The 14,551-nt window shown below is 66.1% G+C and carries 10 protein-coding genes and 1 pseudogene; 6 read left to right on the top strand and 5 right to left on the bottom strand.

The features are described from left to right. The first annotated feature begins 452 nt into the window (after positions 1-452). Positions 453-2,363, top strand: coding sequence for an autotransporter domain-containing protein (locus tag OXH60_12625; GenBank protein MDE0712963.1), 1,911 nt, complete (start codon positions 453-455; stop codon positions 2,361-2,363). A gap of 153 nt (positions 2,364-2,516) precedes the next feature. Here the strand turns inward: OXH60_12625 and OXH60_12620 are convergent, their stop codons facing one another. Both OXH60_12620 and OXH60_12615 read right to left on the bottom strand, forming a co-directional pair. Then, positions 2,517-2,750, bottom strand: coding sequence for a hypothetical protein (locus OXH60_12620; protein MDE0712962.1), 234 nt, complete (start codon positions 2,748-2,750; stop codon positions 2,517-2,519). Positions 2,751-2,863: 113 nt separating this feature from the next. Continuing rightward, positions 2,864-5,194 carry a response regulator gene (locus OXH60_12615; protein MDE0712961.1) on the bottom strand — a complete coding sequence of 777 codons (2,331 nt, stop codon included), beginning with the start codon at positions 5,192-5,194 and terminating at the stop codon, positions 2,864-2,866. Positions 5,195-5,664: 470 nt separating this feature from the next. Between OXH60_12615 and OXH60_12610 the strand changes: the two genes are divergently transcribed. Next, positions 5,665-5,952, top strand: a complete 288-nt coding sequence (locus tag OXH60_12610; GenBank protein MDE0712960.1) for a DUF1330 domain-containing protein — start codon at positions 5,665-5,667, stop codon at positions 5,950-5,952. Between the two features lie 273 nt (positions 5,953-6,225). Further along, a complete protein-coding gene (locus tag OXH60_12605) occupies positions 6,226-8,385 on the top strand; it encodes a SulP family inorganic anion transporter (protein MDE0712959.1) in 2,160 nt (719 codons plus the stop codon). 310 nt (positions 8,386-8,695) lie between these two features. Here the strand turns inward: OXH60_12605 and OXH60_12600 are convergent, their stop codons facing one another. Then, a complete protein-coding gene (locus OXH60_12600) occupies positions 8,696-9,484 on the bottom strand; it encodes an aldolase/citrate lyase family protein (protein ID MDE0712958.1) in 789 nt (262 codons plus the stop codon). A gap of 244 nt (positions 9,485-9,728) precedes the next feature. Between OXH60_12600 and OXH60_12595 the strand changes: the two genes are divergently transcribed. Then, the gene (locus tag OXH60_12595) at positions 9,729-10,811 is read left to right on the top strand and encodes an amino acid dehydrogenase (protein ID MDE0712957.1); all 1,083 of its coding nucleotides are present in this window, start codon (positions 9,729-9,731) and stop codon (positions 10,809-10,811) included. A 1,065-nt stretch (positions 10,812-11,876) separates the two neighbouring features. Here OXH60_12595 and OXH60_12590 read toward each other — a convergent pair. Together OXH60_12590 and infC are read right to left on the bottom strand one after the other, a co-directional pair. After that, positions 11,877-12,647, bottom strand: a complete 771-nt coding sequence (locus OXH60_12590; GenBank protein ID MDE0712956.1) for an alpha/beta hydrolase — start codon at positions 12,645-12,647, stop codon at positions 11,877-11,879. A 242-nt stretch (positions 12,648-12,889) separates the two neighbouring features. Beyond that, positions 12,890-13,423, bottom strand: a pseudogene (gene infC, locus OXH60_12585) (translation initiation factor IF-3). 379 nt (positions 13,424-13,802) lie between these two features. Between infC and OXH60_12580 the strand changes: the two are divergent. Together OXH60_12580 and OXH60_12575 are read left to right on the top strand one after the other, a co-directional pair. Next, the gene (locus OXH60_12580; GenBank protein ID MDE0712955.1) at positions 13,803-14,063 is read left to right on the top strand and encodes a hypothetical protein; all 261 of its coding nucleotides are present in this window, start codon (positions 13,803-13,805) and stop codon (positions 14,061-14,063) included. Then, entirely contained in the window at positions 14,060-14,503 is a 444-nt protein-coding gene (locus tag OXH60_12575) for a type II toxin-antitoxin system VapC family toxin (protein MDE0712954.1), read from the top strand. Before OXH60_12580 ends, OXH60_12575 begins: the two co-directional genes overlap by 4 nt. Positions 14,504-14,551: the final 48 nt, after the last annotated feature.

Genomic DNA, 14,551 nt, shown 5'->3' with positions numbered 1-14,551 from the left:
GCGCACACAGCGACACGTCGGATGCAGGTCGATCCTCACCCAAGCTGAGAGACGCGCTCATGCCAGCGCGTGCAGCAGAAATGGCCCGTCAATGCGGTATCATTCCCACGCAATTGCGACGGGCACTGCGGAGAGAGCAATTTCCGTGGCATGAGAAGTAAGCGCGTCGGAACGCGCCGGAAGGGACCCCGGTACACGAAGAAATGATCAGGGCACTCAAGCGGCTCATCCGTCAAATCCGTGGTCGCGAATCATGACCAAGGGTCCCTGAGGCAAGGCCGCTTCGTTACCCAGGCCCATTAACCCCGGAAATGACGCTGGTAACAGGCACGGTCGGCGCTGACACGCAGCACGCGGCGAGACGGCATCGATCGCGAGGCATCGCCCGATTGGCGCAAGCCAGCGTCCGCCATGGATTGCGACTGTGCGCCGTGGTGTGGGCGTCAGCGGCAATGGCCGCACATGCGGAAACGGCCGGGCATCGCCTTTCCGGGGAATCTTGCATCGAGGATGACCGGCGGCTGACGTACGGTTTTTTTGCGGACTTCCGACCGGTGAGTTTCAGCGAGAACCTGGATCCGCACGGCCCCGGAATCAATGTCCATCGCGGTTACGAGGCTGACCTCCTGACCGCGTTGGAGACGATGGCCGACGCTGGCCTTGCGTTCGACCGAAGGGGCATCAATACCTGGCCGGACATCTGGCTGCGGCCGGCGGGCCCTGATTACGACTTTGTGGGAGGCGGCATCACCATACTGGAAGCGCGCACGCGTGACGCCAATGGCGTGGAGCAGGTGGCGTTCACTTCCGGGCATATCGCATTTCGACAATCGCTGCTGGTGCGCGCTGAGGACGCGCATCGCTACGCGTCGCATGACGACCTGGGCCCCGCGCGGGTGGCGGCGTTGGGCGGTACGACCGGGGAGCAGCGGCTGCTGGTGCTGACCGGGGTGGCGGGAGCGAATGGCAATCTGGCGGCGGGTACCACAATTCACCTGGCCGACGGCACTTCCCTGACTGCCGACGGCAGCGCCCGTTATCAGGTTACCGCTGCGGGCTCCAGCGAGAACTTGGCGGACCGCGTGCGTATCGAGGGGCCAACGGGCACGGTGAAGGAAGTGCTCCTCACGTCCACGGATCAGGACCAGCTGGATGCCCTTGCGAGCGGGCGCGTGGATGCCATCGCTCGCGGCGAAGTGGGCAACCTGGAGGTGTCCCGCAACTCGAACTCGCGCTTTGTCGTGACAGCGCTCGACCCGGCGGTGGAGTACGGAGGCTTCGCTTTCGACAGGGACGACCAGGGACTCGCCACGTGCGTTGATGCTCGGATCAACTACTTGACCGACGATCGCCGCATCGGTTTTGCGGAATGGCAGGACGACTCGCAGGCGTTTCTACAGCGCGCCCGATACTGGAATGCGACGGAAGCACTGGCCCAGATTTACGCCTATTCGGTGCTTACCGAACTCGTGCGCGAACGATTCAGCCGCACCTTGCGCGACCCGGCCGACGCGGGCGATGCATGGTCGGATCCCGACCCCGGCAGTCTCTGGCTGCGGGTGCGGCATGGGGGCCGGCGCAACGAGAACGCCCACGCCGACAATCGCCCGTTCGACGGCGGCAGTTGGCGGGAAGACCGCAGCGAACTGCAAGTCGGTGTGTACCGGCCCATCGACGGACTGGACATCGACCTCCGGGCGGCGCTCACCGGGCACGTGTTCCGGGTGGATGCCAACGTCGAAAACGGTCGAAGCGCGGCGGCGTCGGATGCGGAAGCATTCGGGTACGGCGGCGGGGCGAGCCTGACCTGGTTCGGCAAACGAGGGCCTTATGCGGCCACCGAGGCGCGCTTCAGCCTTTGGGAAGCCGATGTGGACTACCGGCGCCGGGAATTGTCGACCGGCATCGATGGACATTCCTGGGGGGTGTCGGCGGAAGCGGGCTGGCGACTTGGCGTGGGTAGCTTCCGGATGACGCCACGGTTGCGCGTCGCTTGGACCGGCGTGGATTTCGATCGTTTCACCGACAGCGACGGCGTCGCCGTGCGGCAGGAGCACGACGAAGCCTTGGACGCGGCGTTGGGCCTGGAGGTTGGCATCGTCATGCCGGATTCCGGAGTCCGGTTTTACGGCGACCTGGCGTTCGTGCATGACTTTGAAGAAGACAGTGCCATTGCCGCCTACGGATACCAGTTCCGATCCGGCTTGGCGGATTCCTGGGCGCGGTTGCAGGTGGGCGTCCGCAAGGAGTTCTCGCCGCGCCTGAGCGCCACGTTGAGCAGCGATGTCGGGTTGGGACTGGGCCCTGACACCGAGAGCACGTCCATGTGGGACCTTCAGGCGGCACTGCGTTGGGCGTTGTGAGCGCACACTGATCTTGGGATGGCGGCACGTCCCACTCCTCGAACGTGCGGTCGGATCGCTTGCAGGAGTGAAAGCGATGCTCGCGGTGCGGCCTCGCGCGCACGAAGCCGTCAATCGTCTGCTTCTGGAGCCGTGCCGCGTCTCGTTGGTCCTTCATTGCGATGCCAACGAGATGGCGGGGACGCAGGTGGTCCCGGATTGCCCGAAGCACCCGGTCCGAGGATCGCGGGTTCGACACTTGTAATCGCACCAAAGGATCCGGGTGGCTTCCACGTCCTGTTGCAGCCGGCTCCTTATGCCCTCGCCCAGAAGAATGATCGGCGCCGGACCGTCCATGTCGAAATAGGTGCGGTAGCCCGGATCAAAATCAATGCGGTATTCGGGCACGCCGGAGCCGATCTCCTTGGCCGTACCCGCGCGTTACCGTTGTCTTGTAAGGCGTAGGCGCGTCGGTCGTGGCCGTTTGCGGGTCGATCGGTTTCGGAGACCTGGGGGCGTTCTCATGCCTCGCCTGGCTGGGGCATCCGGTATCCAACGCCGCGCTCGTTGAGGATGTACGTCGGAGCTGCCGCGTCGTCGCCGAGTTTGCGGCGGAGACTTCTGATGAAGGCGCGCACTGGGTTGGATTCGGCGTGATGGCGCCCGCGCCAGATCTGCCGCAGGAGCGTTTCGTAGGTCACGACACGTCCGGCGGCGAGCGACAGCACGCACAGGAGCTCGTACTCAGTGGCAGTAAGCGGGACCGGGTTTCCGGCGAGCGTCACGCGGCGCCGGTGGTGGTCGATGGCGAGCTCGCCCAGGACGAACGGCTCGGGCTCCTCGTGGCGCCGCAGCGCTGCGCGGACCCGCGCAACCAGCTCCGTGGGCGAGAACGGCTTGACGATGTAGTCGGCCGCGCCTGCCTCGAGCGCCCTGGCAACAGTCTCGTCGCGGCCGTAGGCGGAGATGAAGATAACCGGGAGGTCGGAGAGCTCGGGTATCTCCTGCATCAGCTCGATACCGTCCCGGCCAGGCAAAATCAGGTCGAGCAGCACCAGCCGAGGCATCTCGGCGCGGATGATCTTCGCCAGCTCGTGCGGCTCGCCCGTCACCAGCGGGGCGTAGCCGGCCGCCGACAGGGTGTCGCGCACGAGGCGCAGCATCCGCGGGTCGTCATCAACCACCAGGACGCGTGCTGGCTCGCCCGATCGCGGCGTCGCCTGGAGTCTGGCAGCCAGCTGTCCGGCTTCGCCGGCCGCAGGTAGCGTAAAGGTGACCGTCGTGCCGAGGCCGGTACCGGGGCTTGTCGCCCGGATGCGGCCGCCATGCGCCTCCACCAGCCCCTTGCAGATCGCAAGTCCCAGGCCGTGGCCCGTCGCCGTTCCACCTTCGCCGGTACCACCGTGTTTGCTGAAGAGGCGCGGGAGCAGCTCCGGGGCGACCCCACGTCCCTCGTCGGACACGGCAACCGCAACATGGGCCCCCTCGCGCAGGGCCGCGACCCGGATGGGCGATGATTCCGGTGCATGCCGCGCGGCGTTGGCGAAGAGGTTGTTGAGCACCTGCACGATACGCCGGTGATCGGCCATCACCGGCGGCAGGCCCGAGGGCAGGTCGACGGTGACGCCGTGCCGCCCGCCGCTGCTCAGGAAGGTGCTTCTCGCCCCCTCCACTAGGTCGCCCACGTCCGTGGGCGTGGGCGAGACGGAAAGCGTGCCCGCGTCGATGCGCCCCGCATCGAGCAGGTCGGTGACCAGGCCGCGCATGTGATTGGCCTGTTCGTCGATGACGCGGAGGAACTCTCGCAGCTCGGCAGGGTCCAGTGCTTGCCCGGCGTCCAGCACAGTGGCGATGGAGCCCTTGATGGCTGCCAGGGGCGTGCGCAGCTCGTGGCTCACCAGGCTTAGGAACTCGGTCCGCATCCGCTCGATTTCGTCGAGCGGTGCCAGGTCCTGCATGGTGACCACCACCGACGCCACGGTGCCGTCCTCGCCATGGATCGGCGTTGCGTTGATCAGCACCCGGACACTGCGCCCGTCCGGCACCGAGATCAGCATCTCCTCGGCGCGCACCGTCTCGCCGGCACTGAGCTGCTGCGCGATCGGGAAGTCGCTCAGCGAGATCTCGCGCCCGTCCGCGCGCCGGAAGGTGACCACCTCGAGGAGCTCCTCGGCCGGCCGGCCGGGCGTCCGCAGGGCCTCCGTGATCCGCCGTGCCTCGCGGTTGGACGACACTGCCCGGCCGCTCTTCGCATCGAACACCACGACCCCGACCGGCGACGTCTCGACCAGCGCCTCGAGATCGGCCCTGGCCCGGCGCTCGTCACGGTGGGTGCGGGCGTTCACGATCGCCGCGGCGGCTTGGGATGCGAACACCGTCAGTACTTCCTCGTCCTCGTCGGTGAACGCCTTCCCGTTTGCCTTGTCGGCGAGGAAGAAGCTGCCGACGTCAGTGCCGCGGTGGCGCATCGGCGTACCCTGGAAGGTGCGGGCAAACGCCGGGGCGGGCTCGATGCCGAGTGCGCGGACGTAGCTCGAGAGGTCGTCGAGCCGCAGCGGTCCCGGCAGGCTGCGGAAATGCTCGAACAGGCGTGCGCTGTAGGGCCAGGTGTACAGCTCGTGTTGTTCCTCGGAGGTGAAGCCCGAGAACACGAAATCCCGCGGCGCGCCCAGCTCGTCGACGGTGGCGATCACACCCCACCGGGCGCCGGTAAGCGACTGGGCGCTCTCCATCACCTCTCCGAGAACGGTGTCGAGGTCGAGAGAGGCGTTGATTCGAAGGACGGCGTCGGTGAGCGCTGAACTGCGCTCGCGTGGGACTTCGTTGCCGCGCGTCGTGTCGTCGGAACGCATCAAGGCTCTTCCTTCGCCGCATCGGTGCACCGAGTGGTCCACGTTGTCGGTTATGCGATCAGTCCGGCTGTCGGTAGCGGTTGGGCTGTGTTCGTTGGCCGAGCTTTACTGAAGTACTACCGAAATACAGTCGATTCGCACACCAATTTTACACGAGAATTCGATAATGCTGCCGGGCGCGCAATCGTGGGGGACCCCGCGTGAAACCGGACGAAGCTTTCGACCGCCTTCTTGCGTTGTCGTACCAGGCCGGTCCTCGCCCGGCGCGTGCTTGCGTTCAACGCGCATGGCAGACGCGAACCGGCCGAACGGCAGGGCGCGAATTCCGTCGCCTGCATACGGGCCGGCTGCCGGTTCACCACCTTCCTCGCGCAGATGCTCGACGGCGGCACGGTCGACCCTGATATCGGCAAGGCGACACACTGTCCCCTCGCGTCACTACTGCGTGGGAACCACGGAAGGAACAGCAAGTGGCTTGCTACGTGATTGCGGACATGAACATTACGAACCCGGAACAATTTGCGGAGTTCATTGAGGTGACTCCGGCGACGGTTCAGCGATATGGCGGCAAATATCTGATTCGCGGGGGCAGCTTCGCGGTGGCGCAGGGTGACTGGACGCCTGGCCGCTTGGTCGTGATCGAGTTCGCCGGTGTGGGCCAGGCAAGGGCGTGGTTCGACTCGCCGGAGTTCGAACGCCCCAAGGAGATACAGGCCCGCTCCAGCAACTCCAATTTCGTCTTTGTCGAGGGCGTGTAGTCCGCGCCGGCGCGCTTGTTTCTCGCGCCCGATCCTTGTTTCGGAAGCGGCCGGAGGAGACGCGCCGTATGCAGGAAGAAGTCCCGCGGAAATGAACCGCGAGCAATCCAGGGCTAGACGAAGCGGCTCCAGGCGGCTCGTTTGGGGTTATCGGAACGTCTCTTACCCGCCGCTGACGCCTCAGCGGACATGCCCTCGTGGGCGTACCGGAACCTGCGAGGGACCGCGGCCTGGCTCCGCGCATCGCAGGTCGGGCCAACGCGATCCCCGAACATGAATCTGATTTCCGAACTCCGCACCGACCTGCGCTCGACAAAATTGCTGTCGGCGCTGTCGGTCGGCCTGGTCGTGGGAATCATCGGCTCGGCATACCTGATTTCAGTCGGAGCGCTGGTTTTTTCGGGCCCGTTGGCGCCGTTTCTCTCTCAGGGCACGATCATGGTGGTGTTCGGCGGCTTCGTCGTATGCCTGGTGATTGCCCTCACCAGCGGCTACCGAGGCGCGCTCTCGATGGTGACGGTGCCTTCCGCGATGGTGTTGGTCGCGATCGGCGCCACGATCGGCCCGCAGGACAGTGCCCTCGCGCATTTCATGACCACCGCCACGGTCGTGATTGCCGGTTCGGTGGCGACGGGCGTCTGCTTTCTGTTGGTGGGACATTTTCGGCTCGCCAAGCTGATCCAGTTCATTCCCTATTCGGTGGCGGGCGGGTTCATCGCCGGAACCGGGGTCATGCTGTGCACGGCAGCCCTGTCGCTGATGGGGGCAACGCTGGAGACGCTCCCCACGCTCTTGGAGCCCGCTTCGCTGTGGAGATGGGTCCCGGGCGTGGTCTACGGCCTCGGCCTGTTCCTGGTCACGAAGCGCTGGAAGAGTCATTTCATCCTGCCGGCGAGTCTCCTGCTTGTCGCCGGGCTCTATCACCTGGTCTTTGCCGTCATCGGGCTTTCCGGAGATGAGGCCAGGGCGGCGGGCCTGCTGTTCGCCGGCACGGCGACAGGGGGCCTGTGGCCTCCTTTCGAACTCCGCGATCTGGCGCATGTGGACTGGGCCGAGGTGGCGGCACAGGTTCCCAACGTGCTGACGTTGATCGTGGTGACCCTGATCGCCGTCGCGATGCATCTGAGCGGCCTCGAGCTGGCCACCAACGTGGAACTGGACTGGAACCGGGAGTTCAGGGCAGCGGGTGGAGCCAGTGCGATCGCCGGCTTGGGCGCCGGCTCGGTCGGCAGCTTGTTGTTTACGTTTTCGATCCTCAGCCACAGGTTCGGGGCGGACACACGGCTGACCGGCGTCGTCACCGCCATGGTGGTGGGTTCGGTCGTTCTTCTGGGCGACTCGATCCTGAACCTGGTTCCCCTGCCGCTCATCGCGGGGTCGTTGTTCTTCATCGGCCTCGATCTACTGGATGAGTGGATCGTGAAGAGCCGCAAGCGGTCGCCCTGGGCGGAGTACGCGATTCTCTTGCTGATCGCCGTCACCATCGTGTCGTTCGGCTTCCTCGAGGGAGTGGGCGTCGGCATGGCGATCACCATGGTGTTCTTCGCCGTCCGCCTCAGCCGTGTAGGACTGATCGAAGCCACCTTCACTGCCCGCGAGCATCACAGCAAGCGGATCCGTCCCATTCCCGATCGCGCGATCCTGCGGATGGAGGGAGAACGGATACAGGGCTTTCGCCTGCGCGGCTACATGTTCTTCGGCAGCGTGAGCCCCTTGATTGATCGCCTCAAGCAGTCCTGGACGGGTAACCGGCGAACGGACTACATCCTGCTGGATTTCGGTGGCGTCTCAGGTTTTGACTTTTCGGCGATCAGCGGCCTCTGCAGGTTTGCGCACGCCGCGCGGTCTGCTGGCGTGCAGGTCGTTTTTTGCGCCCTGGCGGAGGAACTCAAGAACGGACTGGAGCGCAATCTTCCCCCTTCCGTTTGCGACAACCTTCGGTTCGAGCCGAATGCGGACCGCGCTCTGGAGCACTGCGAGGACCATGTCCTCGCGGCGCGGCGGGCGGACCGGCACAAGGAAAATGGCTGGGGAGACGCGCTGCTGGAGCGCGTTGCCGGCGATATGGAGCGCCATCTCGACCGGCAAGTTCTTTTCGAGGCAGTAGTGGACGAGCTTCAGGACTGGCTGGAGCCTCGCGATTACGACGCCGGTGAAGCCATTGTCTCGATCGGTGAGCAGCAGAACGGCCTGCAGCTGTTGGTGAGAGGTCAGGCCTCCGCCTACGATGCCAAAGGCACGCGGCTGTTCCAGTACGGCCCGGGCGACGCAATCGAGCCGCGCAGTGCTTTCGGCGCGTATGCGGCCGAGACAGCCATGATCGCGGACCAACCCTGCCGAACGATGACGCTGCCTCCCGCCGCGCGGCTATGGCTGGAAGAGAATGAAGAGCAACTGATTCTGAAGCTTTATCGCTATCTCTTCACCATCTGATCGGCGAACTGCCACCTGGCGCGATATGGGGACGCGCGGGACGGGGCCTAACGAGCCGGTCGGTGGCCCCGCTGGGCCGTTCCGCGTCCGCAGTGGCCGGGAGCCAGACCCCGTCATCGCATCGTTCAAGCACGTCGCCGCTCTCCCGTCGTCCTCCTCGCAATCGGGCGTGCTCAGGAATTGGGGGCTCCCGGCAGCATCGTGCAAATGGCAAGCGCAGTCCTCCGATTACTCACCTCGACGGTGGACCAATTCAGTTGGGGGCAGGTCAGCACGATGCCGGCAAGTCGAGTGCATGACACGTATCGCTTCAGCCGGGTTCAAGACTGCGCAGGAACGCGGATTGCTCGGTCGCGGCGGATGTCATGAACGGGAGGTCATTGCCGGCCAGGATCAGCTGGAAGCCCATGCCCACGTACCGTTCCATCAGATCGCGTTGGTAGACGCCGCCCAGGCCGGGATAGGTGCCGTGGGCCGAGCAGGCCGAGAGCACTGCGTCATAGGCCTCCGCGACCCGCGGGTGGCCGATCTGGCCGGGGATCCCCATCTCGATCGCGAGGTCGTTGGTACCGACGAGCAGGGCGTCGATTCCGGGCACCGCCGCAATGGCTTCGGCATTCTCGATGGCGAGTGGTGTTTCCAGCATGACGACGACGAGTGTGGCCGCGTTGATCGCCTCGGTCGCCTCCGGAATGGGTAGCGACTGAAAGCCAAGCTGGGGAAGCGCGCCGGTGATCGAGCGCCTGCCGATCGGTGGGTACTTGCACCAGGCGACCACCTCGGCGGCGCGTTCCGGGGTGTCGACGTGGGGCACGACGATTCCCAGCGCGCCGCCGTCGAGTACCCGTGTCGCGTCGTGCAATGCCAGCGCGTGCACGCGGACGACCGGCGTGATCCCGGCCGCCTGGGCGGCCACGCTGATCTGCGCCGCCGTATCCAGGGTCATCGTATTGTGCTCGAGGTCGATGAACAGCCAGTCGTAGCCGCAACGCTTCATGATGGGGCCGATGTCGACCGTGCGGGCCTGGCGGAGGCCGACGCCGAGCGCGAGGTCGCCCGCTTCGATGCGCTGGCGAGCGTAATTGATGATTTCAGGCATGGTTTCCTATCCGACGTCGGCTTGGTGGAGCGAATCGTAGCGCGTTCGCAGTGGTGGCGGCGCGTGTGCAGTGCGGGATCGGGGAAGCCGGCGCGGCTGCGACTGGCGGAGTTGACAGCGAGCACGCGCAATGCGTGCGATCGGAACGGTCGATTCACGATTTCGTGAGGTATCTGGCGGTGCGTCGTCACCGTCCCCATATCACTGGTAGCAGGTGCATGTGACGGCCTGAGAGCTTGGAGAAGTGTCCGGCCATAAGCCAAAGGAGGTGAACCTGATCAACTATCAGACGTTGGTGATTCCCGGATTCGAGAAAATCCTCCGGTGCAGGGAGCCGGAGAGCGGATTGAGCGCCGTGATCGCTGTCCACGATACGACGTTGGGACCGGCGATGGGCGGCTGCCGCATGTGGAGCTACGGAAGTGAAGATGATGCGCTGGCCGACGCACAGCGTTTGGCCCGCGGCATGACCTTCAAGGCGGCGTTGGCCGGGTTGCCCCTGGGCGGCGGCAAGGCGGTGATCATCGGCGATCCGCGCCGCGAGAAGTCGCCGAAGCTCTTCAGGGCCTTCGGCCGCGCAGTGGAACATCTGCACGGGACTTACGTGACCGGCGAGGACGTGGGCACGTCGGTGGAGGACATGGACGAGGTGCGCCGTGAGACCCGGCATGTTGCGGGCGTGGCGGACGGCAGCGGGGACCCGTCACCGATGACGGCCCTGGGCGTGCTGCACGGAATCCGGGCCGCCGTTCGGCATCGTTACGGCGCTGACAGTCTCGACAGCTTCACGGTCGCCGTACAGGGTCTCGGGCACGTGGGCTTCCACCTGTCCCGGCTGCTGCACGATGCCGGTGCGCAGCTGATCGTGAGCGATGTGGTGGCGGATCGCGTGCAACGGGCGGTGCGCGCATTTGGCGCTGTCCCCGTCGAGCCGGAGGCGATTGCCGGCGCGGAGGCGGAGGTGTTCGCGCCGTGCGCGCTCGGCGGCGCTATCAATGCGGTGACGCGGCGGCGGCTCAAGGCCGGCGTGATCGCGGGTGCTGCCAACAACCAGCTTGAAACCCCCGGGGACGGCATGGCGCTGCACCGGGACGGCGTGCTCTATGCGCCTGACTATGTGATCAACGCCGGCGGACTGATCAGCGTGGCATGGGACATTCTCCGGCGGGGCGAGGCCTACGACCGGGCCACCGTGAGCGTGGACGTCACGAAGATCGGTGATCGCCTGGACGCGATCTTCCGGACGAGCGGCAGCAGCGACCGCCCGCCCGAGCAGGTTGCCGACGCGATGGCTCGGGAGTGCCTAGCGGTGCCGGCCGTAGCCTGATCGACGGCACGCAATTTCTGTGGGAAGCGCGGGCTCGACCGTCTTGGGAGATCGTGCGTCGTTCTGAGGCTCGGAGTACGCCGCACAGCTGGCCGCGTGCGGCCGCCGCGGCCAAGGCCGTCGGTTACAGGTCATCAAAGCTGGCGAGCAGACGGGGACGAGGCACCGGTCGAATTTCGGAGAGGAACCGCCGTCGACAGCCTGGCAGATCGGCCGGATTCAGGCGCTGGCGCCCGGCACAACAGGATGCCCGCGCCCGGGCGGGGACGCCTGCCCGTCACGCGCTGGCAGGTTGCTGGTGCCGGCCGCGGAGTACCCGCGGTCTCGTGACGCGCTCGCAACTTCGCCGCATTCGCGGCGGTCTGATCGGCGTCGGTTCGCCAGTGCTGGCAGGCGGCGCTGCGGCCGTCAACGGCTCTTGGCACGGGTACGACGCGCGCGGCGTCCGCCGCGGCCGCGACGGCCCCGGCGGCCGCGGTTCCGATTGCGGGCAGGTTTGGAGCGACGCCCGTCTGGCCGCTTCCGCCCGCGTCGACGGCCGCGGCGTGGTCGAACCCGCCGTCGCCGGACGATCGGCCTGGGCCGGCGGATATGCATGGGATTGGGACGTGGCTGACCGCCTTCGGCCGGGCGCTTGCCGCCGCCGGCACAGGCGCTGAGGGCGAGAATCGCCGAACTGAACACGATGGCGGCGAGAAGCGAGACGCGGCGGCGCGTGAGCATCAGAGGTCTCCCGAAAGATCCGGGAAGGCGGGCTCTGCCCATGCAGAGAGGATATGAACTTAGGGCGGCAGCGTGACAACAGACGTCGGAGCAGGCAGGAGCGGCGTGGTGCTTCGCTGAGTGGTTGCAGGCTCAAGGGCGCGGCATCCACCGGATCGACGTCACCGGGGGCTGGTGAGGTCAGAACCGTACGAGGGTGTGCTGGAACCGGCCGGGGCGGCGCCTGTAGGCGGGCAAAACTTTTCCCCGGATTCGCCAAAACTATTGCCCGCCTGCAGAGGTCCCGCGCCGATGCGCTGGTGGCAGTGCCCGGCCGGGCAGTGGAGCGTCGCGGCTTGCGGGTCAGCTGTCCTGGCCCGAAGCCGCCTCTATGAGGTCCTCGAGCGTGCGCAGCATTCGTTCGATGTCGGCCGGTTCGGACAGCCGGTGGTCGCCGCTTCCGACAAGGGTGGCCTCGACATCATCGGCCTCGAGCTGCTCGGCAATCCGGAGCGAGGTATCCCAGGGCACCGCCTCGTCCCGCATGCCGTGCAGCAGGCGGACGGGGCAGCGGATCGGGATGGGCGCATCCAGCAGCATGTGCTGCTCGGCCTCGTCCAGGAGGTCCCGGGTAATCACGTAGCCGTCTTCGCTGTACTCGGACGGAACGGTCACGCGCCCGTCGCGCCGGATGGCCTCCCGTTCGCGCTCGCCGAATTCGTCCTGCCACATGCGGCGCGTGAAGTCGGGTGCGGCCGCGATGCCGAGCAGACCGGCGATCCGCGCAGGGCGCGCGCGCGCCGCAAGCAGGGCGATCCAGCCGCCCATGCTGGAGCCGACGAGGACTTGCGGGCCTTCGGTTGCCCCGTCCAGCACGGCCAGCGCGTCAGCCAGCCAGGTGCCGATCGTCCCGTCCTCGAATGCGCCCTCCGAGGCGCCGTGACCGCGATAGTCGAACCGGACGAAAGCGCGGCTCCGGTCGCGCGCCCAGGCCTCGAGTGCGGTCGCCTTGGTGCCGGTCATGTCCGACATGAAGCCGCCCAGGAACACGACGCCAGGCCCGGAGCCGGCAGCGCGCGCATACGCGATGCGCACGTCGCCGGTCGAGGCAAGGTAGGTGAGGCTGGCAGTCACGGCAGGGGATGCCGACGGGACATCCCGTCCGGTCAGGTCTCCGGTGCCGCCACGAGGGGGGCTTCGTCGTCGGATGGCGACGCCTGGAGCGGCTGCTCGACTTCCACTGCTGCCGGCTCGGGTTCTGGCGGGGCGGGCATGCTTTCCGGCTCAGCCGCAGCCGGAGCGGTGCTGTCGGGCGCCTGCTGCCGCGCCGCAAGGGAAGCCTCCACCGCCTGGGTCGCGTGGCCAAGTCCCTGGACGGGAGCCACCACCATCACCATCTGGCGACCGTCCATCGACGGCAGCTGCTCGATCCGTACCCGTTCGGACAGTTCGCCGCGGATGCGCTCGAGCACCTGCGCGCCGAGTTCCTGATGCGCCAGTTCACGTCCGCGGAAACGGAGGGTGACCTTTACCTTGTTGCCGTAGTCGAGAAACTTGGTGATCGACCGCATCTTCACGGCGTAGTCGTGTCCGTCGATGTTGGGTCTGATCTTGACTTCCTTGACCTCGAAGGTGCGCTGCCGTTTCTTGGCTTCGCGCGCCTTCCGCTGGTCCCGGTAGCGGAACTTGCCGTAGTCGAGGATCTTGCAGACCGGCGGGGACGCATTGGGCGACACCTCCACGAGGTCGAGCCCGGCATCCTCGGCGCGTGCGAGTCCCTCTTCGAGCGGGACGACGCCCACCATGGTTCCATCGAAGTCGATTAAACGAACCGGATCAATCCTGATTTCCTGATTGATTCGCGGCCCGCGGCGTGTCGGGGCGACCGGCCGCGCAGGGCCCCTAGCGATTAGTTTGTCTCCGCAAGCGTGCTTCCTCCCGTGCCCGACGATCGGGCTTCGCCCACAAGGGTAGAGCCGCACCGGGTCAGTGCAAGCGCCGTCCGCGGGACAGCTCGCGAGTTGCGGCGGTTTCGCCCAAGCGCGTCGTGCAACGGCGCGTCGTGTGAGAGCCTAACGATGCCCGCGCCGGACACTCGGTTCATGCACGCCCGGCGACAGCGAGAGGATCGGCTGCGGATGGCTGGTATCGGCCCTTGCGACCGGGGAGGCTCGGTACGAATGGACGCGCGCGACACCTCGTCAGGCGGCCGAAGTTGACGAGCTGCGAATTCTTTTCGCAGTTGGAAGCATCTTGACAGCAGCAAGCACGCACATCATGATGCCAACGATGCGCACCACATTGACCATTGATGCCGATGTAGAGTTGCTCCTCCAGCGCGAAATACGGCGCACAAACAGGAGTATGAAGGCCGTCGTCAACGATGCGTTGCGCGTCGGTCTGGGAATCCGTGGCAAGCCGGCGCGGCCCCCTCGTTTCAAAGTGGAACCGCATGCGTTCGGCTTCCGACCGGGCGTCGATGTTGACCGGCTCAATCAGCTTGTCGATGAACTGGAGGCCAGTGAGGTAGCCCGGCGCCTCGACCGGTGATCATTCCCGACGTCAATCTGCTGGTGTACGCCCACGATTCCCAATCCCGCCGGCATCGGGCGGCGCGGGACTGGTGGGAAACCTTGATGAATGGCACAGGAAGCGTCGGCCTCCCTTGGGTGGCTGTCCTGGGCTTCATCCGCATTGCCACCAACCCGAGGATTCTTGAGAATCCCATGGACGTGGGCAGCGTTTGTGCGCGCGTTAGGACTTGGCTCGACAGGCCGCAAACAGTCTTTGTCCATCCCGGTGACCGTCATGCCGACATCCTGTTTGATCTTCTCGAAGCAGTGGGGTCAGGCGGCAGCCTGACCACGGACGCGCATCTCGCCGCCCTTGCCATCGAGCATCAGGCCGAGCTCCATTCAACGGATGCCGATATGGCAAGATTTCCAGGTCTCAGGTGGGCGAATCCTATGGGACTTATATCGAGTACTTGACAACTTACGCTGCCAGCCGTCGATCCGTTTCACGGGTCACAGGAGTCG

The organism is Rhodospirillales bacterium (assembly GCA_028824295.1).
Taxonomy (GTDB): Bacteria; Pseudomonadota; Alphaproteobacteria; order TMED109; family TMED109; genus VXPW01.
This window is presented reverse-complemented; position numbering and strand designations above follow the sequence as displayed.

What these genes read in the sequence shown, in the direction of transcription:
- OXH60_12625 (MDE0712963.1), top strand. Translation starts at nt 453, where the DNA reads ATGGCCGCACATGCGGAAACGGCCGGGCATCGCCTTTCCGGGGAATCT.
- OXH60_12615 (MDE0712961.1), bottom strand. Translation starts at nt 5,194, where the DNA reads ATGCGTTCCGACGACACGACGCGCGGCAACGAAGTCCCACGCGAGCGC.
- OXH60_12605 (MDE0712959.1), top strand. Translation starts at nt 6,226, where the DNA reads ATGAATCTGATTTCCGAACTCCGCACCGACCTGCGCTCGACAAAATTG.
- OXH60_12600 (MDE0712958.1), bottom strand. Translation starts at nt 9,484, where the DNA reads ATGCCTGAAATCATCAATTACGCTCGCCAGCGCATCGAAGCGGGCGAC.
- OXH60_12580 (MDE0712955.1), top strand. Translation starts at nt 13,803, where the DNA reads ATGCGCACCACATTGACCATTGATGCCGATGTAGAGTTGCTCCTCCAG.